A 26,425-nucleotide genomic window follows, 5' to 3' on the forward strand; every position below is an offset into this window, starting at 1 on the left:
CCGCTGCCAATGTGCACTCCAATAATAAAATAAGCTTCTTCCTGTTTTGGGGCAATAAAAAAACACCTTCCTTGTGGAAAATGTTTACCGGCTGAATTTATTCAATTATAAATCTTGCTTAAAAAGGGACACACCCTTCCGGCCTGGCTGTAATAAAGCCTCTTATATGCACATTGCAAAATTATCAGGCAGTAATAAACATTCCGTATAAAAATAGTTATTCAATTGTATAGAATTGAATGTTCTGCTCATTTCTTATTCACACGGAATACTCCTGTCTGGAGATATTCTTATCCTTTCTGATATTGTTTACATAAGCTTACAACAAGGCTATTGTAGCATACTGCGTTTTGTTAGTCAAATGGAAAATAGCTATAGTTGTATGGAAAATAGTATATGGAAATGCAAATTTTGATATATGGAAAATGCAGCACCTTTCTGAATAGGTTTGGTATAAACCAATGAAGTCAAAAAGGTGCTGTTTCCAGATATTCGTGGCTTTACTTATTTTCTAAGGAAAACAGTCTGTAATCATAAGATGTAAGCGCAATACTTTTTTCAAGTTGAATTCTGTTCCCGGTCATTAAGTCTATGCCGGCAGTTCCCTGTAAGTCTTCCGGTAAATCCAGTACTCCCGGGCTTTCTTCGTTGTGCAGAAGGACATACAGTGATTCTTCGGGAGTTGTTTTTTTATACAGCAAGGTATCCATGGAAGTATTCAGATCTATCCATTGAAAGTTCTCTGTCCGGAAACTCTCCTTTTCTTTTCTTAGACCTACAAGCTTTCGGATAACATTATATAAGTCCCTATTCTGCCTGCTCTCATCCCAGATCATACACTGCCTGTTGCTGTGTTCACCGCCGCCCATTCCAATCTCACTGCCATAATAGATGCAGGGAGATCCGGGAAAGGTCAGGAGAAATACATAGGCAAGCTTTACGATATCCTGATTGCCCTGTACTACCTGGAGGATTCGTTCCGTATCATGGCTGTCCAACAGGTTGAACAGGTTCTTTGTAATATGCCTGGGATAGTCTGCCAGCAGCCTGCTGACCGCTGCTTTGAATTCCTCCCCATGGATTTTCATTTCATTCCCTTTATCTGTTCCGAAAAAATTCCATACAGGTGTGCTGAATTCATAGTTCATTACTCCGTCAAACTGGTCCCCCTGCAGCCAGGGATAGGAATTATCCCAGTTTTCACCCAAAATATAGACCTCGGGATCAATGGACTTAACAGTCTTTCGGAATGCCCGCCAGAAATCATGCGATATTTCATTCGACACATCCAGCCTCCAGCCATCGATATGGTACTCCTCAATCCAGTAAGCCGCTACCTTAAGCAGATACTCTCTGGCAATGGGATTTCCCGTATTCCACTTTGGCATGGTCTGGGCATAGGCAAAGGTCCGGTAGTTGAGCAATTCTTTGGGACACTCCGCCGGAAGTCCGTCAATCAGTTCTCCGCTATATAAGGGTTTTTCCGGGTCCAGGATATAAAAACAGTCAAAGTACCTGGAATGTACGCCATTCTTGAGGACATCCTGCCAAAAGGGATGATAAAATCCGCAATGGTTAAATACCGCATCCAGCATTACCTTTATTCCACGCTTATGGGCTTCTTCTACCAGACGTCCAAATATGTCATTGTCACCAAATTCCGGATCGATCTTAAAATAATCCGTTGTATCGTATTTATGAGAACTAGGTGATTCAAAAATTGGGTTCAGATATATTCCGTTAAATCCGGATTCTTTGATGTAATCAAGCTTTTCTATAATTCCTTCCAGATTTCCCCCGAATTTCTTATGATAGCCATCCTGGGCATCACTTCCCCATGGCAGGACATCCCTTCCGTCCTCCGGCGTCCCGTTACAGAAGCGTTCCGGGAATACCTGATACCAAACAGTATCAGCTACCCAGTCCGGAGCCTTGTATAGATCCTCTTCATTGATATAGGGGTAATTATAATAGTTTCCCAGGTTATACAAAACGCTGTCAGCTTCCTTATAGGGAATCCAGTACCGGCTTCCTATGATATAAGTTTCCGTTTCCCCGGTAACAATAAAGCAATATTTTGTTCTTTTCCACTTTATATCCGGTATCTCCGCAAACCAGCAGTCATGGGTCGCTGTTACCTGCTCCTTTTCCATGGTAATCTGTATGACAGAGCTTTTGTCAAAATCATATATTGGTGTCCCGTCTCCCCTGGGTATCCAATTAAAGGGATCAACAGCCAGTACTTTTACTTCCTTCACTTCGCCTTTGGCTGTTTTCAGCCTGAGATGCAAAGTATTTTCATCATAGGCATAGGACAGTGCACTTTTGGGTTCATGTATTATGGATGAAAATATCATAGCACTTTCCTCTCTTTATTCTTTTCTTCGTATTTACTGCTTTTATTCACTGGCTACCAGTGCGTCAAAGTCTTTCTGTGCCTTTTTAGCTCCTTCCTGAGGTGTAAGGGTACCGTCAAATACAGCACTTAACACGCTTTGGGCAATGGTCCAATAATAGGAAATCCGTTTTGTACTGGGCATGGGCACAGATTTGGTAAATTCTTCACAGTATACTCTTAACTGTTCGTCATCCTTTAAACCTTCTACCTTTGAGATATCTTTGTTTGCCGTTATCTTATAGCATTTGCTGTATAGAAGTGCCGCTGCCTCATCACTGGTCAGAAAGGTTGCAAAGAGCTCCGAAGCTTTGGGATATTTGGTATATGCGGATACATAAGCGTTTTGCACTGCACTGAAAGACTTCATGGTCTTGCCGTCATAAGTAGGCAGTTCAGTCACACCAAAGTCAATATTCTCATCCTTCAGGGATTTTATCAGCCATGGTCCAATGGGGTAATAGGCAGTTTTACCGTCTTTAAAATTCTGCTCTAAAAGTGACATAGTCTCCATCTTTAAGTCATCGGCTTTAATGGGAATAATTTTCTTCAAAGATGCGATTGCTTCCAGACCTTTCTCAAATTCAGGAGAATCAAACCCCGGATTATCACCATCGGTACCATCTGCTCCAAAGAGCTGGAAGCCATAAAGGCTCAGGAAAGGATATGCGGGATAACCGTCCGTGGGTACAGTCAGGTACCAGAATTTATTTGCCCCGGCATTATTGTATGCTAAGGCTTCATCCCTGATCTGCTCAAAGGTGGAAGCAGGCTTACCTGTTACCAGTTTCTTATTATACAGAAGAGCATAAGTTTCTATGGAAACAGGCACACCATAGATTTTACCTTCCGAAGTCACTGTTTTTACCGCTGTTTCATTAATCCTATCCTTAACAGTGCCGGAAGCCGTTTCACTTAGCTCAGCTATAATACCGGCATCTTTAGCCGTTCCAAAGGAATCGTGAGCTGCCATAAAGATATCCGCTCCGTTACCGGAAGGGCCATCCAGCATCATTTTGTTAACGGAGTCCAGTCCGTTTTCCTGTACTTCCACTTTAACGCCGTATTTCTTTTCAAATAATTCCGCTACTGCTTTTCCGTATTCCAGGTAGCCGGACAGAGTCCAGAAGCTAAGACTGGCACCCTCTTCCGGTGTAACGGCAGCCTCCTTATCTTCCGCTCCTGTTGCATCTCCTGCTGCTTCCGTCGGTGCTGCTCCGTCACCTCCCTGTTTATCCCCTTGCTGTTCTGTGGGAATGTTCCTGCTGCAGCCGCCAAGCATACTGATAACCAGTGCAGCCATTAGTAAAATACTGAGAATTTTTCTACATTTCATCTTTCTTTCCTCCTCTGATTATATAAGCTGAATTCATACTATATAAGTTGAATTACAGTATTGCTCTTCTCCAGACATAAAAATTTAATTAATAAAATTGTCACCCTTTATCCGCTCCTGACGAAATCCCTTGTACCAGATATTTCTGAAAGATTATAAATATAATCGTTATAGGTACTGCAATCAATACTGCCCCTGAGGCAAATACCGTAAAGTTTATGCTCTCCTTGCCATTAATCAGAGCGAATAACCCCACTGCCAGAGTCCTGCTCTTATCTCCTGATAACAAAATATTGGGCAGGATATAATCCATCCACGGCAGCATAAATTGGGATACGGCACAGTATGTAATAATGGGCTTTGACATAGGAAGAATTATCTTCCGAAAGGTCTGTAACCGGGTACAGCCATCCATATAGGCCGCTTCATCGATAGCTCTTGGTATTCCGTCCAGGTAACCTTTGACCAGCCAGGTATTATAGGGTATCGCTCCAACGGCATATACAATGATAAGGGAGATGGAGTTTCCCACCAGCCCAAGGGTAAGGAACAGGGTATAAATAGCTGTCATGGATAAAAAGGTAGGGAACATGGATAATATCATAATTGCCATAAGCCCTGCCTTTCTTCCCCAAAACAGGAATCTTGACATAATCCAGGCTGTAATCATAATCAGCAGCACCGACAGGACCATATTTGCCAGAGCAATCTTTAAGGTATTAAAAAACCATAGATCATAACTGGTCTCTGAAAACAGGCGGCTGTAATTGGCCAGGGTAAGCTCTTTTAAGTTAATGGCTGCGGGCGGGCCGCTGCCCTTCTGAAAGGAGGACAACACAATCCATATAACCGGTATCAGCACCACCAGTGATATCAATATAAGTTCAGCATGCAGTAAGAATACTGTTATCTTTTTCTTCATCTCCAGCCCTCCTATAGTTCTTTAAAGGATACGGTCCTTCTGAAATTCCAGAAGGAAACCGCACCGATTACGGCAAACAGCAATACACTCATAACGGCAGCAATATCATACATCTGCTGATTCAGAGTCAGCTTATAAATCCAGGATATCAGGATATCCGTGCTTCCCGCAAACTGCATATCCGGATTGTTAGGACCGCCCTGGGTCAGGAAATAAATCGCGCCAAAGGCATTGAAATTCCCTGCCATGCTCATAATCAGATTGGCGGCTGTTGCCTGAAAGACAAGCGGCAGGGTAATTTTTAAGAAGCTTTGATATTTGCCAGCCCCATCAATGGCAGCAGCTTCAAAAAGGCTCTGGTCAAGATTTGCCAATACCCCCAGCATCATAACCATAAAAACAGGAAATCCCAGCCATAGATTTACTACTATTATGGATATCTTTGCTATTAAGGGGTCCGATAAAAAGGGGATATTCTCAGAAATCACACCCAGCTTCAGCAAGGCTTGGTTTACCGGTCCAAACTGACCATTCAACAGATTTCGAAAAACCAGCAGTGATACCATCTGGGGTATTGCCCAGGGAAGTATCAGTATGGTACGGAATATATTCTTGCAGCGCACCGCCTTATGATTCAGTATTAACGCCTGGAGCATACCAAAAAAATATGTACTAAAGGTCCCTATGAGCGTCCAGAGAATTGTCCAGATTATTACTTTTAAGAATGTATGGGACCAGATAGGTACCGTAAACAGTTTCCTGAAGTTGGAAATCCCTACCCAGCTTAATAATTTTCCTGGCGGCAGATGATCCCTGTTATAATTTATAAAAGCTGTCAGCACGGAAAATACAATTGGCATGACCACAATAAATAAGAAGAGTATTCCAATCGGGATTAAAATAAAATAAGGAAAATTCCTGCTGTAAAACCTCTTAAAGGCCTCTTTTGTATTTATGCAGGTACCATTTTTGTCAATCATCAGGCCTGAATAATAAGCATCCTTTAAATTCCATAGGTATATCAGTGCAAACAGTATGATAACAAACAGAGCTATAACTCCCCGGATCAACAGCATGGCCGAATGATCTCCATATTTTCCTCCGGTTTTCTCACCTAAAGTTATTAGCCCCCAGATTCCTTTGGTGAAGAAACCTCCGTGAAGTCTGATAGAAAAATCCGGGATCAATCCACTGGCATATTGAATCCAGTAACCGCTGAACAGCTCAATTCCTATGAACACCAATTGCATCATAAAAAAGAACAAGCCCTTCATTTTTTGTCTGCATATTATAAACTGTCCGCTTCCCCATAGAAAGACAGACAGCCATAATGCCTTATGCTTTCTCATTTCTCATACCTGCTTCCTACATTATTCATACGATTGAGTATTCGCATTCATAACGTTTTACTTATGCGCTTAACTACCTGCAATTATAGCTTTTATTTGTTATTGAGTCAATTCAAATTGTGCATTTTTTATATTTTCATCAATTTAAACAAAGATATTTTTGTTTGTTTTTAACTTAATAAACTTAATAGCATTTTGTTAAGCAGATGCCTCTTCCTGCAACCTTACTCTTTTCTTGAACCTTCCATCCTTTTTTGTTTTGTTAAGTACTTAAAAGCTAAAGTAATAAAAAAAAGAAGTAATCATGTTTTGTTTAAAATCACGATTCCCTCTTTTTCAACTTCATTTATGTTTTACTTAGCATAACCAAATTTGCTCAGTTCTGAGATACCTGGTTTTATTTTGCTTTGGTTGCTTTGGTTGTTTTGCCTTGCTCATCCATCGTTTCACAATGATACATCAACAACATCAGATCAGCTACGTCTATGCCTTAAGAAGCTTTATATCGGATGTATATAGGTCACCCGTTCTACCTCATTGGGATTATCCAGGCGCAGGAGCCTGTCCATGATTTCTACTGCTTTTTCGGCTTTCTTTTTATTACTGATTACGATGGTTTTCGTATCCGGCAGTAGCATAATGTCTCTTTCCGAGTTGACTACCACCGAAATATTCCGGTTATCCACATAGTTTTCCACTTGCATGCCAAGTATTTCACCTATTACAAGCCCCTTTTGATTATAGTGTTCCTGGAGGAATTGTATCAGGCTTGCATCATAACGGTTTATAAAAATATTTTTTTCCGGTACCTTTTTTGCTATCGTCTGTAAGACATTTTTATTGGCATGGTCTTCCATAATAACATAGTAATTACTTCCTAACTGTTCCTCTGCCTGTTTTAGTACACTTTCATAGCTGGTCAGTATCTTGCAGAAAATCGGATCCGCTATATAACCTTCAATAAATATAGCCGGGACATAATATTGTGAGGCAATTGCTTTGATGCTTTCCTCGTCCATATCCATAACAAATACCGCATCCAGAGAGCGCTTCTGGCCTATGCTGTAGTCTTTTTCCATTTCTTTCGTGGATAATAACACCACATCATATCCTTTTGGGTACAGGCACCTTTGTATTTCTCTGGCCAGATCATAGTACTGATATACTTTACTCTTTTTATCCTTTCCACCCATGTTGAGGATGATTCCTACCAGGTAGCTTCTCTGGCTCGCCAGGGATTTGGCTGTCATATTCGGCACATATTTTAACTTATTGGCAGCTTCAAAAATACGCATTCTTGTTTCATGGCTTATTCTTTCCTTTTCTGAATAATTCAGCACATAGGAAACTGTGGCAGTGGAAACACCTGCTTCTATTGCTATATCCTTCATGGTAATTCGCTTATCAGACATATATAGCCTCCCGACATCTTGCTTATGCGCTTAAGTATATCATTTGGCCGCCGGCCTGTCAATTAATCAAGTATTGCCCTTGCAAAACTGGGCACGCAGACAATAAAAAACTGCTACAACCGCCTGTAAAAGGCAATCATAACAGCTTTATCCTGATTTCGTATTATTTGAACTGATGATGTCCCAGTCTATAGGTATAACCTCTTAATCTGCCGCTGAAATATAAATAGCTGCCAAACTTCTTGGTCTTTCCGCCTATCGTTATATTTCTTGCGCCGCTTAAAGCCTCTTTGGCTGCTCTGACACATGCTTTTTCATTCTGGGAATTGAATTTACCGTTATCATATTCTGCAAGTGCTCTGTTTAAGGAACCATTGGTTGCCGGTCCAAACTGATATCTCTGATAGATAACCGACTTTACACTGTCCGGAAATGCGGATACTCTAACACGGTTCATAACTACGATACCAACTGCAAGCTTTCCGTTATAAGCCTCTCCGCCGGCTTCGCAATATATCAATGCAGAAAGCAGTCTTAAGTCAGCTTTGCTGTATTTGGCAGCTGCTTTTACGGTTGCTTTCTTTGTTACCTTTGCTTTTGCTGTTTTTGCAGCTTTCGCTTTCTTAGCTTTGGTCTTTACAGGTGCTTTTTTCGTAGTATCGGCAGTTTTTGTTTCCTGCTCTTTCACCGTAGTGTTGTCTGCCGCTGCTGTTTCTTCTTTTGCTGTATCAGCATTGGCAGTTCCTGCTGCATCAGCCGGTTTCTGTAAATCCTCGGTCGTGCTGTCCGGAACAGTTACTATATTTGTATTAGCCGCATCATTCTGTGTGTCAGCTGTTTTATCAGTGGTATCTGTATTAACTGTAACATTTTGATCTTCTTCTGCTGCATATGTGTATATATTAGCAAAGCCTGCTAAAAATATTCCTGCTAACATACACAATAGTAACTTTCTGAATTTCATAATAGGCTCCTTGTTATTGGCATATGCCACTTAATTTTCCCTGCAAATATTACAGGAATGATACAACTATTAATGACCGGTAATATTCAATTAATAATTATGTAATAATTATAGCATACCAATTTTAGGATTGCAAGCCTTTATATAACATTTTGTAATAAATCTGTAATTATTTTGACGTAAAGTTGACATTTTCAGTGGGACTAGCGGTACATTTCCTTGTAATAATTTTGATATTCGCCGCTTGTAATACGCTCCATCCACCCATTATTTTCAAGATACCACTTTATTGTAAGACGTATTCCGTCCTTAAAGGAGGTCTCCGGCTCCCAGCCGATTTCATCCCGGATCTTATCCGGCGCTATGGCATAACGCCTGTCATGGCCCTTTCTGTCTGCCACAAATTTAATAAGTCCTTCGTTAATATGTGCTCTCCTGCTGTCTTCTTCCGGCAGCAGCTCCTGCAAGGTCTCTATCATTAAGGAAATAATCTCAAGATTCTGCTTTTCATTATGACCGCCTACATTATAAACTTCAAAGAGCCTTCCTTTTTCCATTACCAGGTCAATGGCCTTGGCATGGTCCTTTACATAAAGCCAGTCCCTGACATTCTTTCCGTCTCCGTATACCGGCAGCTTTTCACCCTTTAAGCAGTTATTTATCATAAGAGGTATAAGTTTTTCCGGGAACTGGAAGGGACCGTAATTATTACTGCACCTTGTAATGTTAGCCGGGAATTGAAAGGTATCCATATAGGCTTTTACCAGCATATCCGCTGAAGCCTTACTGGCAGAATAGGGGCTGTGGGGATCCAGGGGCGTTGTCTCATAAAAATAGGTATCCCCATCCTCCAGGGACCCATATACCTCATCGGTGGAAACCTGAAGGTATCTTTTTCCTTCCTTATATCCCCCCTCCGTTTCCCAGGCAGTCTTTGCAGCCGTTAACAGATTCAAAGTACCAAGTACATTGGTACTGACAAAGACTTCGGGATTAAGGATACTTCTGTCCACATGGCTTTCCGCAGCAAAATGCACCACCCTGTCAATGTCATACTTCTTAAATATTTCAAGTACCGCTTCCTTGTTTCTGATATCTTCTTTAATAAAGGTGTAATTGGGATAGTTCTCTACCGCTTTCAGATTCTCAGGGTTGCCTGCGTAAGTTAAGGCATCCACATTGATAATATGTATATCCTGTCCATAGGTCTCAAACATATAATGAATATAATTGGAGCCTATAAAGCCTGCTCCTCCTGTAACAAGGTATGTCCTCATTTTTTTGCCACGCTGCCACAAATAAAGCTGTACAGCTTCTTATGTGGCTTCCTTTCTTCATTTTTGCCCATAGCTAAAGTTCACTTGCTGCCAGACCGTCCATATACTCCTTTAAGGCATCCTTCCAGTGTTTCAAATGGCAGCCCATTGCATTTAATTTTCCGGTATCCAGAACGGAGTAGGCAGGTCTTTTAGCAGCCACCCTGTACTCTTCTGTTGGAATCGGAGAAAGATTCACTTCTTTTTCCGCCAGCCGGAAGATTTCCTTTGCGAACTCATACCAGGTAGTAACTCCCTCACATACTGCGTGGAAAATACCGCTTTCCTCTTTATCAATAAGAAATACCAGGACTCTTGCCAGTTCCAGCGCACTGGTCGGGCAGCCGTACTGGTCGGATACCACCTTGATATCCTTCTTTTCTTCCGCCAGGCGCAGCATGGTCCTTACAAAATTCTTGCCCTCGCCATACAGCCAGGCAGTTCTTACAATCTGGTAATTATCACAGATGCTCTTTATAAATTCTTCACCGGCCAGCTTTGTACTTCCATATACGCTTTGGGGCTCTGTGTCATCTTCCTCTGTATAGGGTTCTGTCTTCTCTCCACTAAAGACATAGTCCGTGGAAATATGTATAAGCCTTGCTTCCACTGCCTTTGCTGCCTCTGCTAAATACTTCGGCCCCAAGGCGTTAATGGTATAGGCTTTCTCCTGGTCACTCTCGCACAGGTCTACCTGGGTATGGGCTGCACAGTTAATAATTATCTGCGGGCTAAGTTCCTGGACCAGATTCATAACTCCCATGGGATTGGTTATGTCCAGCTTAATAGGGCAATAGGCCGATGATTCCGACAAACAGGTATTAATTAACGTGATATCTTCTCTCTCACTTAAAAGTTGATTGATAGCAAGTCCCAGCTGTCCGTTAGCACCAGTTATTAGTATTCTGCGTTCCATATATTTAACCTTTCTTCCATACTTTATATAATACTTTCCAACCCAACGTTTACCTTATCCTTCTCTGACAGGATTATCTCCATGCCTACTTTTATGGGCCAGTCTATGTGAATAGCCGGATCGTTGTAAGAAATCCCTTCCTGATCCTCCGGATGGTAGAAATCCGTACATTTATATACAAATTCAGCATCCTCGGACAATACCAGGAAGCCATGAGCAAAGCCCCTGGGAATATAAAGCTGTTTCTTATTTTCCGCGCTTAAGATTTCTCCATGCCATTTGCCAAAGGTATCCGAACCTTTTCTGATATCAACGGCAACATCAAATACCTCACCTTTTATTACCCTTACAAGCTTTCCCTGGGGGTAATTCTTCTGGTAATGAAGCCCTCTTAATACTCCCTTACAGGAGGCGGACTGGTTGTCCTGCACAAAAACATCGGATATTCCTGCTTTTTTAAAGTCTTCATAATTATAGGTTTCCATGAAATAACCCCTGTTATCTCCAAAGACCTTTGACTCTATCAGAAATAAACCTTCCATATTTAAAGGTGTAAATTGAAACTGTCCCATTTTTTACTATTTTCCCTCCTATAATCCATTTGCTATGTCAAGCAGATATTTCCCATACTCTGTCTTTAGTAAAGGCTGCGCCAGCTTAATCAACTGGGCTTTATCGATAAATCCCTGCTTGTAGGCTATTTCTTCAATACAGGATATGTACAGTCCCTGCCTTTTTTGGATGGAGGCAACAAAATTGGAGGCTTCCAAAAGGGAATCATGCCCTCCTGTGTCAAGCCAGGCCATTCCTCTGCCCATGGTCTCGACATTTAATTTTCCCATTTCCAGGTAGACATTGTTAACAGCAGTTATCTCTAGCTCTCCTCTGGCGGAAGGCTTAATGGACTTTGCTATTTCAATTACCTCATTATCGTAGAAATACAATCCCGGAACGGCATAGTTGGATTTCGGATGCTCCGGCTTCTCCTCAATGGACACAGCCTGTCCCCTTTCATTAAATTCCACTACTCCATATGCCTTGGGGTCCCTTACATAATATCCGAATATGGTCGCACCTTCTTTTCTGGAAGCTGCCTTGTCAAGGGTCCCGGAAAAGCTCCTGCCGTAAAAGATATTGTCTCCTAATATAAGAGCGACATTATCCTTCCCTATAAATTCTTCTCCGATGATAAAAGCTTCCGCCAGGCCTCTGGGTTCCTCCTGTACGGCATAAGAAAAGGACATTCCCAGCTCCGTCCCGTCCCCCAGTAATTCTTCAAATACCGGAAGGTCTCTTGGTGTTGATATAATAAGCACCTCTTTTATGCCGGCTAACATCAACACAGACAGTGGATAGTATATCATCGGTTTGTCATAGATGGGAAGTATCTGTTTTGATACTGCCTTTGTTACCGGATACAGCCTGGTTCCGGATCCTCCTGCTAATATTATTCCTTTCATCCCGCGCTGCCCTGCCAAAAATTTGCTTCCTTTCCAGGGGGCAAAATAATGGCTTTCCTTTCTTTCTGTTCATTCTTCTGCATCACCAATAAGCATCCACTGTAATACAGCAGTCAGGATTTTGTAATAATTTTCCATATGCTTATCTCTATTGTATTATAATATACTTCCCTCTATTTTTGTACCCTTTTTTTAGTTCTCCTGAAAGATTCATACTTTCTTTTTCTCTTTAAACTGACAAACCTGCTGCAAAAAAGCTAACAATAAGCTAATTCTGCAGCAGGTCGTTTGTATATATTCCCATTTATGTAATTTTTTGTCTTATGCTTCTCTTCCGTATACTTCTATCTGTGTAAGTGCCGGAAAAGGTGAGGGGTCCTTTGACTTTACCAGTTTATGCAGCAGGAGCCATTCTGCTTTTTTCCCATTTAACTTCAGGACATGGGCCTTATCGCTCTTCTCCAATTCCAATTCAGAAATGCTTCCGTCAGAGAAGGCGAGGGTAACCTTTTCCCACCAGTTGTCATGAGGAAAATCCGCTCTGGTATAAAGATTTATCTTATCTATAATGACACTTCTTCCGAACTCCAGTTTAAATTCCGCATCTTCCCGCCTGTTGATGCCCCAGGAAGCATAGGGCCAATTTCCATGGGAATGGTTCTCGATCACACCGTCAATGGCATTCTTTGCCGCAAAAACCGATTCCCCTCTGGTCTCTGCGTTAGCCGATGCATGGGGATAGCATCCGTCAACTTCAGGCTGGTCCATTACATTCTGTGCAAGATTACGGTAATTTTCCTTCTCCTCTTCCATCACTTCCCTCACGGAAAGAAGATGAATATTACCGGAAAAAGCTTTCGGAGAGAGGGAGAACCTTGCTTCTTCAAAGGGTATCTGATAGGTTATCTCATTCTTTGTTATATAAACAAGGGCAGTTCCAAGGGCATCATCAACCTGGATATAAAGGAAGCAGTCCTTCTTTGAAGAGGTAATCAGAAGCTTATCCCCCTCCTTGTATTCTTCCTTATATACCAGGCTCACTTCCCCTTCTCCCTTATTAAGGGCAAGCAAATTCCCATTCTTATCAACTACCTTAAGCTCTAACATATACCTGCCTCCATCTTCTCCTCAATCTTGGATATCAACTTTATAATTGTTATTTTGTTAATATATGATTAGACAATTTATTCACTTAATAATGTACCGAAAGTCTGTTTACCTCTAAGCTGGGCTGCCTGCTATCAGCTGGGTTACTTACCTCTCAGCTAGGCTCTTGCTTTTCAGCCGGGCTACCATGCTTCTCAGCTGGGCTGCTTGCGTCTCAGCCAGGCTTACTTGCCTCTCAGCTGGGCTGTTTGTTTCTCAACCAGGCTCACTTGCTTCTTAGCCGTGTCTGTTTACCTCTTAGCTGGGCTGCCTGCTATCAGCTGGGTTACTCTGCTTTGCTTCTCAGCCAGGCTGCTTGCCGATGTAAGCAAGTATACCGCCATCTACGTACAGGATATGTCCGTTTACAAAGTCAGAAGCCTCTGAAGCCAGAAATACGGCAGGCCCCATTAAATCCTCTGTCCTGCCCCATCTTGCAGCAGGTGTTTTGGAAATAATAAAATCATTAAAGGGATTTCCTTTTACCCTTAAGGGTGCTGTCTGGGGAGTTTCAATGTAACCCGGTCCGATGCCATTGCACTGAATGTTAAATTCTCCGTATTCTGACGCAATATTCTTTGTCAGCATCTTAAGTCCGCCTTTGGCAGCCGCATAGGCGGAAACTGTTTCTCTTCCCAGCTCGCTCATCATGGAGCAGATGTTGATGATTTTCCCATGGCCTTTCTTAATCATCCCTGGTATAACTGCCTTGGAGACAATAAAGGGAGCATTCAGGTCCACATCGATTACCGCCCTGAAATCCTCGGGGGACATTTCCAGCATAGGAGTTCTCTTAATAATTCCGGCATTGTTAACCAGAATATCAATTACACCAACTTCGGTTTCAATCTGGGCTGTCATTTTCTTTACGTCTTCTTCTTTGGTAACATCACAGACATAGCCGTAGGCTTTAATGCCCTCTTCCCTGTAAGCTGCAATTCCCTTATCCACAAGCTCCTGCTTTATATCATTAAAACAAATGATGGCTCCTGCCTCCGCATAGCTCTTGGCAATAGCAAAGCCGATACCGTAGGAAGCCCCCGTAATCAGTGCTATCTTTCCCTTTAAAGAAAATGTATCCAAAATATTCATAGAAATCCTCCTTCTCCGCAAATATTCACTTTTACTGTAAAGTACTCATAGACACGCCGTCCATATCGTCAAAATCCTGGTTTTCGCCCAGCATTCCCCAGATAAAGGAGTAGGCCTGGGTACCGCAGCCGGAATGAATGGACCAGCTTGGCGAAATCACAACCTGTTCATTCCGGACTACAATATGCCTTGTTTCGCTGGGTTCTCCCATATAATGAAAGACCAGGGCCTCCTCCGGAAGATCAAGATAGAGGTAGGCTTCCATTCTTCTGTCGTGGGTATGGCATGGCATGGTATTCCATACACTGCCGGGCTTTAAACTGGTAAGTCCCATTACCAGCTGACAGCTTTCCACCTGTCCGGGAAGTATATATTTCGTAATGGTTCTGTGATTTGACTGTTCCAGGGAACCAAGCTCCACACGTACGCAATCCTCCGGCTTAATATATACGGTTGGATATGCTTTATGGGCAGGTGCGCTGTTATAATAGAACTTCGCAGGATTATTTTCATCTTCACTGCTAAAGATAACCTCTCTTGCCCCCATGCCGATGTACATTCCGTCCCTGCCCTTAAGAGCATATTCGGTACCATCTACTTTAATTTTCCCGTTTCCGCCTACATTGATAATGCCCATCTCCCTGCGCTGCAGGAAGTATTCCGCCCGGATTTCTTCTCCGGGTGTAAGCATTATGGGTTTTAACGGTACCGCAGCCCCCAGTATGATCCTGTCAATATGGCTGTAAACACTTGTTATTTCTCCTGGTTTAAAAAGATTATCTACAAAGAATTCTTCTCTTAGCCTCTCTGTTGTATAATATTTTACATCCTTGGGTGATGCTGCTGTTCTGAGCTCCATGGTTTTATCCTCCCTTTATGCCTGTCGTTTGATTTTCACTATGAAATTTGTTATTATTTTTATCTGTTATAAGCAGTATATCATACTATTTTTACTTATTCCTGTCATTTATTACTCTAAAACTTGCTTATTATGAACAGCGCTGCTATAATTATATTTAGTTTTAGTAGGTCAGGGATAGTAGAATTTAAAGAATTTTGTTCTCATAGCACTTAGAAGAAAGGAAGGATCTCTCATGAAAGAATATACCTCCTGCAAGGAAGCAGTAGAAGCCTGCATTAGCCAGAAATATTTTGCCGTGGCGCATCTTTATCAAGAGGAAAAGCCCATGAATATGCATATTCATGACTGCTACGAGGTCTATTACTCCATTTCAGGCGGCCGGCAGTTCCTGATTGACAATCGTTTTTACACCATCCAGCCCGGTGATGTATTCCTTATAAACAACTATGAAAGTCATTACCTGTCCCAAATTGACAGTACCATACATGAGCGGATTGTCTTATCCATACATCCTGATTTGATAAAATCCTTATCCACCCCTTCAACGGATTTAAACCATTGCTTTTCCTACCGGGAAGCGGGCTTCTCCCACCGTATTTCCCTGGATAAGGAACAACAGCAGCGATTTCTTTATTACATCTATAAAATAACAAGCCCCACAGGCTTCGGCACGGATGTTTTAGAGCGCAGTGCCTTTACGGAGCTTCTCCTATTCTTAAATAAAGCCTTCTATGCCCATTGCCGTCTGGAGGCTGGGGAGGAGGATTTTAAGTATAACAGACAGGTGGACCAGATTCTGGAATACATCAACCAGAATATCAGTGATTCCATTACCATAGAGCACCTTTCAAAGCAATTTTTCTTAAGTGAGTCCTATATCTGCCGCATTTTCAAGGCCGCAACGGGAACTACCATTAATAAATTTATAACCGCAAGGCGGATTACCATTGCAAAGGCACTTCTAGCCCAGGGAAGGACTGTAAATGAAGTCTGTGAGGACAGTGGTTTTCACGATTACAGCAACTTCTTAAAATCCTTTACAAAAGCAGTGGGAATATCTCCGAAGAAATATTCCCAGTACAGTATCAAATAAATTATGTCAATGGCTTCCGGCCTACTACCATTCGATTTCTTGCAATCATCGGAAGTATCCCTCCATTGCGGTAATAGTCCCACTCAGCAAGGGAATCAATTCTTAATTTTACCTGGAATGTGATGCTATCCCCGGGCTGGCTTGTGGTACCGGAAGATACATTGGTATTTGAAGGTTTTTTACTTTCACCTTTAACCGCAGTAACGAAAGCCGGGACATTTTTTCCCTCTTCAAAATGGAAGGTAAATATCTCTTCTCCCGTAAGTCCAAGGCTGTCTGCCGAATCCCCTTCCATAAATTCAAAGGGCAGCACTCCCATCATAACAAGATTGGAGCGGTGTATTCTCTCATAGCTCTCTGCCAGAACGGCCTTTACTCCTAAAAGAGCGGTTCCTTTAGCAGCCCAGTCTCTGGAGGAGCCCATTCCGTAATCCTTTCCTGCAATAACAAGAAGGCCTGTCTCTTCTTTCTTATATAAAAGGGCGGCATCGTATATGGATAGGATTTCGCCGGTCTTAAAATACCTGGTAAAGCCTCCTTCCCTGCCCTCTGCCAATTGGTTTTTAATACGGATGTTGGCGAAGGTTCCCCTCATCATGACCTCATGATTTCCTCTTCTGGAGCCGTAGGTATTAAAATCCTTTACCGCAATCCCTTTTTCCAGCAGGTATCCGGCGGCAGGTGTATTTCTTCCAATGTTTCCAGCCGGTGAAATGTGGTCCGTTGTGACAGAGTCTCCGAACTTTGCCAATACTTTCAGCTCTTTCAGGCTGTTTTCAGGATTTTCTTTGGGAATCAGAGAATCAAAATATGGCGGATTACGGATATAGGTGGATTCCTCATGAAAGGCAAAGGTATCAGCTTTTTCCGTTTTGAGCTCCTGCCACTTATCATTGCCCAGCCATACCTCTTCATACCTGTTCCGAAACATCTCTTCTTTCAGTGCTGTCTTTATCAGCAGCTGGATTTCCTTGGAAGAAGGCCATATATTTTTAAGAAATATCTTCTTTCCATCACGGTCTTTTGCTATCCACTCCTTCTCAAAGTCAATCAGAATGGTACCTGCCAGAGCATAAGCTATAACCAGCATGGGAGATGCCAGAAAATTTGCCTTAATCAAAGGGTGGATTCTTCCTTCAAAGTTTCTGTTGCCGGACAGCACGGATACGGTAAGCAGATTTTCCTCCGCTATCGCCTTTTCAATTTCTGGCAGCAATTTACCCGAATTACCGATACAGGTAGTACAGCCGTAGCCCACGGTATGAAATCCAAGCTGTTCCAGATAAGGTGTAAGCCCTGCTTTATCCAGATAATCACTGACAATCTTTGAGCCCGGTGCCAGAGAAGTCTTCACATAGGGCGGAACACTGAGTCCCAGTTCAACTGCCTTTTTTGCCATCAAGCCCGCTCCAAGCATTACATAAGGATTGGAAGTATTGGTACAGGAGGTTATGGCCGCCAGCACAATATCACCGGTTTTTAAATCAACTTCGCTCTCTTTTAAAGAAAGCTTTGCCTTTTTATCAAATTCTTCTCCGGAGAGTCCATAGCCATTATTCCCTGTCTCTCTGGTTACACACTCCTTAAAATATTCTTTTACCTCCTGCAGGGGTACAATATCCTGAGGCCTTTTAGGCCCCGATAAGGAAGCCGTTACGGTACCTAAGTCAAGAGTTACCATCTTTGTATACTCAGGCTCTTCTTCTGCTCTTCTTACCAGCCCGTTTTCTGTTAAATAAGCCTTTATCCGGTCTGCTTCCTCCCTTGGCCTGCCAGTCAGCAAAAGATAGCGGTAGGTTTCCTCATCAAAGGGGAAATAACCACAGGTAGCGCCATACTCCGGCGCCATATTGGCAATGGTTGCCCTGTCTGCCAATGTCAGGCTGTCAAGCCCGTCTCCAAAGAATTCTACAAATTGCCCTACTACGCCCAGTTTTCTTAACGTGGCAGTTACAGTTAATGCCAGATCTGTTGCCGCAGCGCCTTCCTTCAGCTCTCCCGTAAGCTTGACTCCAACCACCTCCGGCAGCATCATGTAAGAGGGTTCTCCAAGCATAATTGCTTCTGCCTCAATGCCTCCTACTCCCCAGCCCAGAACGCCAAGGCCGTTAATCATGGTAGTATGGGAATCGGTTCCTACCAGGGTATCAGGAAACAGCAGGGTATTTCCATCCTCTGCTTTTTCTGTAACCACAGATGCCAGGTATTCCAGATTCACCTGATGGATGATTCCCATTCCCGGCGGCACTACACGAAGATTCTTAAAAGACTTCTGTGCCCATTTTAAGAATTCATACCGTTCTTTATTGCGCTCATATTCCAGCGCCATATTTTCAGAAAGGGAGGAGGCTTTTCCATAAGAATCCACCTGGACAGAGTGATCAATAACAAGCTCGACAGGAATCTCCGGATGGATGTCACTTACTTTACCGCTTCTTTTTCCTTCCTCCTTAAGAGCAAGTCCCATAGAAGCCAAATCCACCAAAACAGGAACACCTGTAAAGTCCTGAAGAAGCACTCTGGAGGGCTTGAAAGGGACCTCTGCTGCCTCTTTCTGCTCTTTCATCCAGCCTGCAAGATTATATATATGCTCCTCCGTTATCCGGTTATTGTCAAGCTGCCGCAGTGCTCCTTCCAACAGAATTCTGATTGTTATGGGCAGTTTTTCAATGGGAAAGCCTAATTCTTTCAATGAATATATACTGTAATAAGCATAGGATTTTCCTTCATGGGTGAAGGTCCTAAGTGCCTTTTCTTTTAAATTTCCACTCATAGTGTGTACCTCCTTTGTCGCAGTATTCCTGACTGTTTTCTTTATGTTATCACGTTGTTCCTTTTTCTACAAGGGAGTCAAGCTTAAGAATATAACTGTTTTACCGGATATGCACAGAATCTTTGTGAATTAATTATTAGAAGCGTAATTCCCACCCTTATTTATGCAGTACCACAAGCAAGCTTGTGATATACACGGGAGCTGGATAAAAAAAGAACCTATCAGTTTCCTGGCAGCGGCCAGACTGATAGGCTAATCTCTTTATACTATAATTCTGCCAGTTTCTTTCCTAAATCAAACAATGCAGAAAGCGTATCTTCCTCAGGTTCATTTAAACAGGTAATGCCTTCACCATTTACTATTTGTGCCCCGGCATTTTTTAAACGTTCTTCCCAATCGCGCATCCATTCACAATCACCCCAGCCGTAGGAACCAAACAAGGCTATTTGTTTACCCTGTACGTATTGCTCAAGCTCTGCAACAAAGGGCTCCATATCTTCCTCCTCCAGAACTTCCGCTCCCATGGAGGGGCAGCCAAGTGCAAATACCGGCTCGTCTTTTAAGCTTTCTGCCTTCACTTTGGAAACTTCCGTTACTTCCGGGTCTTTTCCGCCTTCTTTAATACCCTCTCCTAATTTTTCTGCCATTGCTTTTGTATTTCCCGTACCGCTCCAGTATACAACGTTAATTTTGCTCATATCGCAATCCTCCCATTTTATTGTTATTTACAGTATTCACATAAGATGTCCTTTAGTGCACAGGCACTGCTGCTATGGCACCTTTCCACGATGGTATCGTCTCCGTCCACTGCCTTTAATGCCGATACCACCATCTTATGGGACACGGTATTGGTAAAAAGAATCAATAAATCAGGACTTCCTACCTGGGTTCTGAAATTAGCGGGCATCTGGGTAAATACCTTTGCCTTGCAATTATGCTGCTTGCATATTTCTTTATAGGTACAGGCCATTCTGTCATGGCCTCCTACAATAACAATACTCATATAATCACCTCTTTTACTGCTTTAGTCTACGGTTAACCTTTCGGCTTTTAATATTATTATGTAAATTTTCAGTATATTATGCAATTGATATTCATTTTCATTTATATATTAGAAGATACCACACCTTGTATGTATAGGCAAGTATTATTTTTACTTTTGATAATTTTTCTTATTATTTAGTGTGAATTGTTGAGAAGCATAAATTTTGTTCACGATTTATTTACTCAAGCGTTTAGCTTGTGAGGATTGTAGGAAGGAAAGGGGGGGGTTGGGAACGGACGATGATTTTGGCTTACCTTTCGTAATTTTCTCGTTCGGGGTTCCGAATTCCACTAAAATGCCAGCAGCTGTTCCTGGCAGGTGAAATTATACCAAACTCGCTGGAAGGTTGTATCAATGAAGAGCTGTGAGCTCAGACAGTGGTATAATTTTACCTAGGAACAGCTGCTGCCATTTAAGTGTCATTAGGGAACTCCTCAATAGAAAATTACGAAAGGTAAGCCAAAATCATCTGGGGGTTGGCAATAAACCCTTGGACAGTTATTGTTTTTTTATCTTTAAGCACAGCAAACGCATAAGATCAAATAATAGATATGCACAGATGACCAAGGGGGTTGTTTTGACATTTTGTCTCAAGAGGTTTCTTATGACACGTAAGCGGCAGGAAACGTGACTAGGTAAAACAATGCCACTGTTTGAGCTTGATGACTAACACAGCCCTATTTGTTACAGCGAGTTTGGCATTGATTTGCCTAGTCACGTTTTCTGCCGCTTTAGACAATATGTAGTGACCCCACATTTTATAACATCGTGGATTTACCTGTACGATTAATTGTTAAGACTAATAGTAACAGGGATTACCGCATATAAAAGGAGGTCACTACATGAACATTATAATCTATGTTGGAATGGATGTCCATTCCACAAGCTATACACTTTGCTGCTATACCATTGAAAATGAAAAAATTCTTTCCAGATGTCCTCAGGCATTGGAGTTAATACTGAATAAAGAAAAAAGTGATTTCCCTAAATTTTACTCTTGACAGGAGGTCACTACATAACAGTGGAATAAGGGTTCTCGTGTAACAAAACTCCATAACAACCCCCTTGGTCATCGTCCGCTTCCATAAACTTCCTTCATTTATTTAACCGCTGTAATTAATTTATATTTGAAACATCACCATTTGCTGCAATAAGCTTTTTATAATAGTAGAAACTATCCTTCGGCATTCTCTTATACGTGCCCTTGCCATAGTCATCCACATCTACATATATAAAACCATAACGCTTCGACATCTGTCTTGTAGATTCCGATACAAGGTCAATACAGCCCCACCAGGTATAACCTATCAATTCCACCCCATCTTCATTGATAGCCAGACTCATATTTTTCACATGCTCCCGTAAATACTCAATGCGATATGGATCGTGAATTTTTCCATCTTCTGAAATAACATCCTTTGCACCAAGCCCGTTCTCTACTATAAATAGCGGAACACGATAACGGTCATACAGGTCCACCAGCGAAATACGCAGCCCAATCGGATCCGTCTGCCACCCCCACTCGCTGCTTTCCAGATACGGGTTTTTCACTCCATTGACGGTATTACCCGGAGCCATATCAAGTCCTTCCGTTTCAGCAGCCATGCAGCTTGTCATATAATAACTGAAGCTTACAAAGTCAACTCTTCCTTCCTTAAGAATACTATTATCCTCTGGAAGCATTACTAACTCGCATCCCTTATTTTCAATTTCTTTCAATAGATGAAGTGAATATTCGCCAAATACCTGAATATCTACATATCGGTAGATTCCTCTCATTCGCTGCTGTGTCGCCAGATTATCTTCCGGTTTACAAGTAAATGGATAAAAGCAGAGTTTTGTCATCATGCATCCAATCTGTGCCTTTGGATATATACTATGGCAAAGCTTTACTGCCAATGCACTTGCCAGCATTTGATGATGCATTGCCTGATAGATGGCCTGTTCAAAATTCATATCCTGAAAACGATCTTCGACAAGTGCACCGCTGGTAACCGGATGGCGGAGCATAGCATCTACCTCGTTAAAAGTAATCCAGTAATTTACATATTCACCGAATTGTTCAAAACATACCTTGGCATATTTTATAAACAAATCAATAACCTCACGGGAATACCAGCCACGGTAATCTGTAATTAAAACCAATGGCGGATCATAATGAGAAAGTGTAACCAGCGGTTCTATATTATATTTCCTGCACTCTTTTAGTAAATCTTTATAAAAGGCAATTCCAGCTTCATTTGGCTTTTCATCTCTGGGATCTGTAAAAATTCGCGACCACGCAATTGACATTCGATATACCTTAAAACCCATTTCTGCAAACAGACGTATATCCTCTTTATAGTAATGGTAATGCTGAATCCCACGCCGTTTTGGATAATTGGAATCTGCTCCCGCAGCTAAGGCTTCTTCCATATCCTTCGTTGTGAAGTGAAACTGCTTCGTAAAATCTGCAATACCTACTTCACGATATGGCAAACAATCTTCTACCGTTATTCCTTTACCATCTTCCTTCCAGGCTCCCTCTATCTGATTAGCCGCGGTTGCACCACCCCATAAAAATCCGTCAGGGAATTTATAATTCTTTTCTTCCATTTTAATTTCTCCTTTACATTATGATTGTAAGTATTTTTTCGCCTATTACAACTTCTTCCTTTTCAAGATTAGTAAATACATCCTTATAATTGTCACTATTTGTAATAACAATTGGTGTTATCGCATCGTAACCAGCTGCCTTGATCGCCTTGATATCCATATAAGCCAATAGCTCACCGGTTTTAAATTGATCTCCTGGTTGTACCTTTACATCAAGCGGTGCTTTTTTCATGTTTACAGTTTCCAGTCCAACATGAATTACACATTCGATCCCATCGCTTGAAGTGAGCCCCAGAGCATGTCCTGCTACAGTAGTTACCGTACCATCAAAGGGTGCTTTCACCTCCAAACCAGTAGGAATTATAGCAATTCCTTTCCCCAATACTTCCGACGAAAATACCTTATCCGATACTTTACTCAGAAGTACACTTTTCCCTTGAATCGGACTATAAATTGACCCAATTGTATTACTTCCATTCTCGGCTATTTCATTATTTGCCGGTTCAGCTTTCTGCTTCTCTGAACCCTCCTTCTCATCAACGCCCAAAAATACAACAATCGAAAATCCAAGAACTGTGGAAATCGCCATTCCAACACATACTGCCCAGAATCCAGGACCTACAAAAACAGGAAGAGATAAAATACAAGAGTTTACATATGCATTTGAGGTACCTCCAAAGTATGCTACAAAAGCGCCGGCTATTCCACCTGCAATCATATCAGCAATCAATGCATTTTTGTACTTTAATAAAATACCATAAATTCCCGGTTCCGTAATACCTAAAAACGAAGATATCGAAGCAGATGCTGCTATAGATTTGTTCTCGGCCTTCTTTACTTTAAACCAAACTCCTAAACAGGTTCCGAATATTGCCATTGTACCCATCGTATTAACCGGAAGAATCACATCATAACCCCGCACTGCAATATTTTGCAAAATAACTGCTCCAAGAGACAAATGCATACCGGTAAAGACAAGTAAGGAACGTGTGGCTCCAATTATTGCTCCTGCCAATAAAGGAGATGTATTAAATAACCATGTAAATAAATTTGCTATGCCCAGACTTATGTAATTTGCAATAGGTCCGGTAATTCCTAAAGTAATTGGTGCCATAACTACAGCCACAATTAATGGGGTAAATACCAAACGTAATAACTGTGGTACTATCGAATCCACCCATTTGTAAATGTACTTCATAACATAAACACTAAGAATAATTGGGATACTGCTTGCCGCATATTTTACAAACGGAATAGGAAGTCCAAACAGGCTCATTGGTCCAAGTTTATTTGCCAGACCCGCTGTCATCGTCGGATATAAAAGGAATCCGGCCAGTAATAACGCCATGGGGATATTTGTTTTAAATCGTTTTGCTGAGGTATACGCTATAAAAAATGGCATAAAGTAGAACACTGTATCAGCAACGATACTCATAACAGTAATTAACGTTGATGCGGAATCAAAGCCCAAAAAGCTTGTCATGATGGTAATAATACCTTTTAGAATACCGGTACCAGCCATAACAGGAATAATCGGCAGGATGATTGCTGAAATCGTCTCAAAGAATCCTCCAATCCGCATTTTTTCCTTCTTTTCTTTTGTTTCCTGATCCATCACAAAGCCGGTTTTAGTAATAATTGCATTGTATACTATTTCTACGTCATTACCAATGATGATCTGAAGCTGTTCCGTCTGAAATTGAACCCCCAAAACACCATCCAGCTTTTTAATTTTCTCAACATTAATAACCGAAGTATCTTTTAAATAGAAACGCAAACGAGTAACACAGTGAAACAATTCTTTTATATTCTGTTTACCACCTACTTCTCTGATAATATCAGATGCCAGTTGATTTACGTTGATCATAATTACACCTCTTTCTATTCTTTCGATTGAAATTCATTTGAAATACGGCCGATATGAATGGTTAAGTACAGTTGTTCCGATGGAGTAATTAAATAATTATACTCTTTTTCCAAGAACTTCATAATACGCTGCATACATATATATGAGCTTTTGTATCTTTCACTGAGCATCTTTAGTAACTGTAAATCCTCATTATCGGATGGTTGTTTTTTATCGGTCACCATTCGTTGTACAAAAAATTTTAAATGTGTCATTAACCGATAATACTCCAGGGATTCTTCATTAAACTCTATACGATAATAATTTCTGATTATTGTTCTGATTTGCTGTACAATCTTTGTAATTTCAAGGGTTTCGTTCATATGCATCCCATAGGAGGCATTGACAAAATGCAAGGCAAGAAATGCCGCTTCATCTTCCGGCAGAGAAATGAAAAATCTCTCATTTAAATATTCTATAGCCTCCATACCTGCTTTAAATTCATCTTTATACAACATTTTTGTTTCCAACAGAAGCCTGTTGCGAAATTCCAATCCCTCTCTATTGCGCTGGGCTGCAAAATATATATGGTCGGTTAATGACAAATATAAATTATTCGTCAATTCTTTTCCCAAACGTAATTTTGCATTATTAATGATATGATCCGCCGCCTCCAAGTACTCATGAGGTATTTCCTTTAACAGAGCCTCAAACTTTTTGCCAAGTTCAGAGACACTTTTTGTAAAGATACGCTCAATTTTACTTTCATCAACTTCATCACCATGTTTCTTCTGGTATGCAACACCGCATCCCATGACAATGATGTCATTCCCATGATCATCTACAGCAATTGTAATATTGTTATTGAGTATTTTTGCAATTTTCACACGACACCTCCTTTAAAACACAAAAAACAGGTCAATACAAAAGTAACTAACTTGTTATAAAACAAGTAAAGAATCACTTTTAGTATTGCCTGTCAACCAGTAACAATCCGCATCAAGTTTTTATTAAATTATTTATAGGCCTATATGCATTTTATATCATAGTTTATTCAATTTGTAAAGTTCATTTTGATTAATCCAATAATTTTTGTCACTTTTCAACAAAATATAGTAAGAATCTTCATATAAAACATATAATGAGAAATTATATTATGATGCATTTTCTAAGATCTTAAGGTGACTAGTGTACTGTCATTAATGACAGCTCAAGCCATGCCAGAACAATTAAACGTGCTAACATACTACTTGCTCTGGATGAAAATGCAGAGTCTAAATTAATTCATCAGGAAATAGCAGATACCTATCATGCTGCACGAGGTACTGTGACCAGGATTATCAATGAGTATTGCACCAAAGGTCTTGAGTACGCACTCTCCTATAAACGCAATTCGAATTCTTCAAATTCCCGAAGAAAGGTGACAGGGGATATCGAGGCTGCCTTAATAAAGATTGCTTGCGGTGAGGTACCGCGAGGGCATTCCCGCTGGACCGTTGTTATGCTGACACAGAAGTTGATTGAACTAAAAATCGTAGAGGATATCAGCGATGAAACAGTCCGTCTTACTTTAAAAAAAATGAACTTAAACCTCACCTAAGTGATTATTGGTGTATTCCACCGAAAGAAAATGCAGAATTCATTGCCTGTATGGAAGATATCCTTCACATTTATTCTTTGCCTTTTCATCCGGAAGTTCCTGTCGTGTGTATGGACGAAAAACCTTATCAGCTTCTTGGAGAGGCCAGAGAGCTTTTGTCCATACGGCCGGGGGCGAAAGAAAAAATAGATTTTGAATATACCAGAGAAGGAACATGTAGCATTTTTGTATTCACAGAGACATTGGCAAATTTCAGGCATGTAAGTGTACGGGAACGCCGTACCAAGAAAGACTGGGCAGAAG

General features: G+C 41.3%; 22 protein-coding genes and 1 pseudogene. 4 read left to right on the top strand and 19 right to left on the bottom strand.

The annotated features are described in order from the left end of the window. Positions 1 to 500: 500 nt before the first annotated feature. From BUB77_RS23585 to kduI, 13 genes are all read right to left on the bottom strand, one after another. Complete coding sequence (locus tag BUB77_RS23585; RefSeq protein ID WP_073279485.1) at positions 501 to 2,357, bottom strand: glycoside hydrolase family 13 protein; 1,857 nt, start codon at positions 2,355 to 2,357, stop codon at positions 501 to 503. A 42-nt stretch (positions 2,358 to 2,399) separates the two neighbouring features. Continuing rightward, positions 2,400 to 3,731, bottom strand: a complete 1,332-nt coding sequence (locus BUB77_RS23590) for a sugar ABC transporter substrate-binding protein (protein ID WP_073279487.1) — start codon at positions 3,729 to 3,731, stop codon at positions 2,400 to 2,402. Positions 3,732 to 3,831: 100 nt separating this feature from the next. Further along, complete coding sequence (locus BUB77_RS23595) at positions 3,832 to 4,653, bottom strand: sugar ABC transporter permease (protein WP_073279489.1); 822 nt, start codon at positions 4,651 to 4,653, stop codon at positions 3,832 to 3,834. A gap of 11 nt (positions 4,654 to 4,664) precedes the next feature. After that, complete coding sequence (locus tag BUB77_RS23600) at positions 4,665 to 6,002, bottom strand: carbohydrate ABC transporter permease (protein ID WP_073279492.1); 1,338 nt, start codon at positions 6,000 to 6,002, stop codon at positions 4,665 to 4,667. 500 nt (positions 6,003 to 6,502) lie between these two features. Then, entirely contained in the window at positions 6,503 to 7,414 is a 912-nt protein-coding gene (locus BUB77_RS23605) for a LacI family DNA-binding transcriptional regulator (protein WP_073279494.1), read from the bottom strand. A gap of 163 nt (positions 7,415 to 7,577) precedes the next feature. Continuing rightward, complete coding sequence (locus BUB77_RS23610) at positions 7,578 to 8,378, bottom strand: cell wall hydrolase (protein ID WP_139241300.1); 801 nt, start codon at positions 8,376 to 8,378, stop codon at positions 7,578 to 7,580. A gap of 203 nt (positions 8,379 to 8,581) precedes the next feature. After that, entirely contained in the window at positions 8,582 to 9,655 is a 1,074-nt protein-coding gene (rfbB, locus tag BUB77_RS23615) for a dTDP-glucose 4,6-dehydratase (RefSeq protein ID WP_073279498.1), read from the bottom strand. A 73-nt stretch (positions 9,656 to 9,728) separates the two neighbouring features. Beyond that, positions 9,729 to 10,610 (bottom strand): dTDP-4-dehydrorhamnose reductase, encoded by an 882-nt coding sequence (rfbD, locus tag BUB77_RS23620; RefSeq protein WP_073279500.1) that lies wholly within the window; start codon positions 10,608 to 10,610, stop codon positions 9,729 to 9,731. A gap of 23 nt (positions 10,611 to 10,633) precedes the next feature. Next, positions 10,634 to 11,182, bottom strand: a complete 549-nt coding sequence (gene rfbC / locus BUB77_RS23625) for a dTDP-4-dehydrorhamnose 3,5-epimerase (RefSeq protein ID WP_073279502.1) — start codon at positions 11,180 to 11,182, stop codon at positions 10,634 to 10,636. 18 nt (positions 11,183 to 11,200) lie between these two features. Continuing rightward, positions 11,201 to 12,070: a glucose-1-phosphate thymidylyltransferase RfbA gene (gene rfbA / locus BUB77_RS23630; protein WP_073279504.1), complete on the bottom strand. Its 870-nt coding sequence runs from the start codon at positions 12,068 to 12,070 to the stop codon at positions 11,201 to 11,203. A 321-nt stretch (positions 12,071 to 12,391) separates the two neighbouring features. Beyond that, positions 12,392 to 13,177, bottom strand: a complete 786-nt coding sequence (locus BUB77_RS23635; protein ID WP_073279506.1) for a DUF7402 domain-containing protein — start codon at positions 13,175 to 13,177, stop codon at positions 12,392 to 12,394. 342 nt (positions 13,178 to 13,519) lie between these two features. After that, positions 13,520 to 14,308 carry a gluconate 5-dehydrogenase gene (locus BUB77_RS23640; protein WP_073279508.1) on the bottom strand — a complete coding sequence of 263 codons (789 nt, stop codon included), beginning with the start codon at positions 14,306 to 14,308 and terminating at the stop codon, positions 13,520 to 13,522. Positions 14,309 to 14,339: 31 nt separating this feature from the next. Beyond that, positions 14,340 to 15,167 (bottom strand): 5-dehydro-4-deoxy-D-glucuronate isomerase, encoded by an 828-nt coding sequence (gene kduI / locus BUB77_RS23645; RefSeq protein WP_073279510.1) that lies wholly within the window; start codon positions 15,165 to 15,167, stop codon positions 14,340 to 14,342. Positions 15,168 to 15,402: 235 nt separating this feature from the next. Here kduI and BUB77_RS23650 point away from each other — a divergent pair, with 235 nt between their 5' ends. Next, on the top strand, positions 15,403 to 16,263 hold the full coding sequence (locus BUB77_RS23650) for an AraC family transcriptional regulator (protein ID WP_073279512.1): 861 nt from the start codon (positions 15,403 to 15,405) through the stop codon (positions 16,261 to 16,263). A gap of 1 nt (position 16,264) precedes the next feature. Here BUB77_RS23650 and acnA read toward each other — a convergent pair whose 3' ends face one another. The 3 genes from acnA to BUB77_RS23665 form a co-directional block, all read right to left on the bottom strand. Further along, entirely contained in the window at positions 16,265 to 19,036 is a 2,772-nt protein-coding gene (gene acnA, locus BUB77_RS23655; RefSeq protein WP_073279514.1) for an aconitate hydratase AcnA, read from the bottom strand. 266 nt (positions 19,037 to 19,302) lie between these two features. Next, the gene (locus BUB77_RS23660) at positions 19,303 to 19,734 is read right to left on the bottom strand and encodes a flavodoxin (RefSeq protein ID WP_073279516.1); all 432 of its coding nucleotides are present in this window, start codon (positions 19,732 to 19,734) and stop codon (positions 19,303 to 19,305) included. A 23-nt stretch (positions 19,735 to 19,757) separates the two neighbouring features. After that, the gene (locus tag BUB77_RS23665; RefSeq protein ID WP_073279518.1) at positions 19,758 to 20,039 is read right to left on the bottom strand and encodes a DUF2325 domain-containing protein; all 282 of its coding nucleotides are present in this window, start codon (positions 20,037 to 20,039) and stop codon (positions 19,758 to 19,760) included. Positions 20,040 to 20,923: 884 nt separating this feature from the next. On the opposite strand from BUB77_RS23665, the gene BUB77_RS30090 reads away from it, so the two are divergent. Beyond that, complete coding sequence (locus BUB77_RS30090) at positions 20,924 to 21,082, top strand: hypothetical protein (RefSeq protein ID WP_170866727.1); 159 nt, start codon at positions 20,924 to 20,926, stop codon at positions 21,080 to 21,082. Positions 21,083 to 21,197: 115 nt separating this feature from the next. Here the strand turns inward: BUB77_RS30090 and BUB77_RS23670 are convergent, their stop codons facing one another. From BUB77_RS23670 to licT, 3 genes are read right to left on the bottom strand one after another with little or no spacing between them, the layout of a single operon-like run. Then, positions 21,198 to 22,676 (bottom strand): glycoside hydrolase family 1 protein, encoded by a 1,479-nt coding sequence (locus BUB77_RS23670; RefSeq protein ID WP_073279520.1) that lies wholly within the window; start codon positions 22,674 to 22,676, stop codon positions 21,198 to 21,200. 13 nt (positions 22,677 to 22,689) lie between these two features. Beyond that, positions 22,690 to 24,543, bottom strand: a complete 1,854-nt coding sequence (locus tag BUB77_RS23675) for a glucose PTS transporter subunit IIA (RefSeq protein ID WP_207650859.1) — start codon at positions 24,541 to 24,543, stop codon at positions 22,690 to 22,692. Between the two features lie 14 nt (positions 24,544 to 24,557). Continuing rightward, the gene (licT, locus tag BUB77_RS23680; protein WP_073279522.1) at positions 24,558 to 25,409 is read right to left on the bottom strand and encodes a BglG family transcription antiterminator LicT; all 852 of its coding nucleotides are present in this window, start codon (positions 25,407 to 25,409) and stop codon (positions 24,558 to 24,560) included. Between the two features lie 440 nt (positions 25,410 to 25,849). Between licT and BUB77_RS23685 the strand changes: the two genes are divergently transcribed. After that, positions 25,850 to 26,122, top strand: coding sequence for a helix-turn-helix domain-containing protein (locus BUB77_RS23685; RefSeq protein WP_242962573.1), 273 nt, complete (start codon positions 25,850 to 25,852; stop codon positions 26,120 to 26,122). A gap of 110 nt (positions 26,123 to 26,232) precedes the next feature. Further along, a pseudogene (locus BUB77_RS23690) lies at positions 26,233 to 26,425 on the top strand (IS630 family transposase); the annotation flags it as partial.

The sequence above is a fragment of the Anaerocolumna jejuensis DSM 15929 genome (genome assembly GCF_900142215.1).
Taxonomy (GTDB): domain Bacteria; phylum Bacillota; class Clostridia; order Lachnospirales; family Lachnospiraceae; genus Anaerocolumna; species Anaerocolumna jejuensis.

What these genes read in the sequence shown, in the direction of transcription:
- BUB77_RS23600 (WP_073279492.1), bottom strand. Translation starts at nt 6,002, where the DNA reads ATGAGAAAGCATAAGGCATTATGGCTGTCTGTCTTTCTATGGGGAAGC.
- BUB77_RS23660 (WP_073279516.1), bottom strand. Translation starts at nt 19,734, where the DNA reads ATGAGCAAAATTAACGTTGTATACTGGAGCGGTACGGGAAATACAAAA.
- rfbB (WP_073279498.1), bottom strand. Translation starts at nt 9,655, where the DNA reads ATGAGGACATACCTTGTTACAGGAGGAGCAGGCTTTATAGGCTCCAAT.
- BUB77_RS23610 (WP_139241300.1), bottom strand. Translation starts at nt 8,378, where the DNA reads ATGAAATTCAGAAAGTTACTATTGTGTATGTTAGCAGGAATATTTTTA.
- BUB77_RS30090 (WP_170866727.1), top strand. Translation starts at nt 20,924, where the DNA reads ATGAACATTATAATCTATGTTGGAATGGATGTCCATTCCACAAGCTAT.
- BUB77_RS23590 (WP_073279487.1), bottom strand. Translation starts at nt 3,731, where the DNA reads ATGAAATGTAGAAAAATTCTCAGTATTTTACTAATGGCTGCACTGGTT.
- BUB77_RS23585 (WP_073279485.1), bottom strand. Translation starts at nt 2,357, where the DNA reads ATGATATTTTCATCCATAATACATGAACCCAAAAGTGCACTGTCCTAT.
- kduI (WP_073279510.1), bottom strand. Translation starts at nt 15,167, where the DNA reads ATGGAGCTCAGAACAGCAGCATCACCCAAGGATGTAAAATATTATACA.
- BUB77_RS23595 (WP_073279489.1), bottom strand. Translation starts at nt 4,653, where the DNA reads ATGAAGAAAAAGATAACAGTATTCTTACTGCATGCTGAACTTATATTG.
- BUB77_RS23640 (WP_073279508.1), bottom strand. Translation starts at nt 14,308, where the DNA reads ATGAATATTTTGGATACATTTTCTTTAAAGGGAAAGATAGCACTGATT.
- BUB77_RS23675 (WP_207650859.1), bottom strand. Translation starts at nt 24,543, where the DNA reads ATGATCAACGTAAATCAACTGGCATCTGATATTATCAGAGAAGTAGGT.
- BUB77_RS23605 (WP_073279494.1), bottom strand. Translation starts at nt 7,414, where the DNA reads ATGTCTGATAAGCGAATTACCATGAAGGATATAGCAATAGAAGCAGGT.
- BUB77_RS23650 (WP_073279512.1), top strand. Translation starts at nt 15,403, where the DNA reads ATGAAAGAATATACCTCCTGCAAGGAAGCAGTAGAAGCCTGCATTAGC.
- rfbC (WP_073279502.1), bottom strand. Translation starts at nt 11,182, where the DNA reads ATGGGACAGTTTCAATTTACACCTTTAAATATGGAAGGTTTATTTCTG.
- BUB77_RS23635 (WP_073279506.1), bottom strand. Translation starts at nt 13,177, where the DNA reads ATGTTAGAGCTTAAGGTAGTTGATAAGAATGGGAATTTGCTTGCCCTT.
- BUB77_RS23665 (WP_073279518.1), bottom strand. Translation starts at nt 20,039, where the DNA reads ATGAGTATTGTTATTGTAGGAGGCCATGACAGAATGGCCTGTACCTAT.
- acnA (WP_073279514.1), bottom strand. Translation starts at nt 19,036, where the DNA reads ATGAGTGGAAATTTAAAAGAAAAGGCACTTAGGACCTTCACCCATGAA.
- BUB77_RS23670 (WP_073279520.1), bottom strand. Translation starts at nt 22,676, where the DNA reads ATGGAAGAAAAGAATTATAAATTCCCTGACGGATTTTTATGGGGTGGT.
- rfbD (WP_073279500.1), bottom strand. Translation starts at nt 10,610, where the DNA reads ATGGAACGCAGAATACTAATAACTGGTGCTAACGGACAGCTGGGACTT.
- rfbA (WP_073279504.1), bottom strand. Translation starts at nt 12,070, where the DNA reads ATGAAAGGAATAATATTAGCAGGAGGATCCGGAACCAGGCTGTATCCG.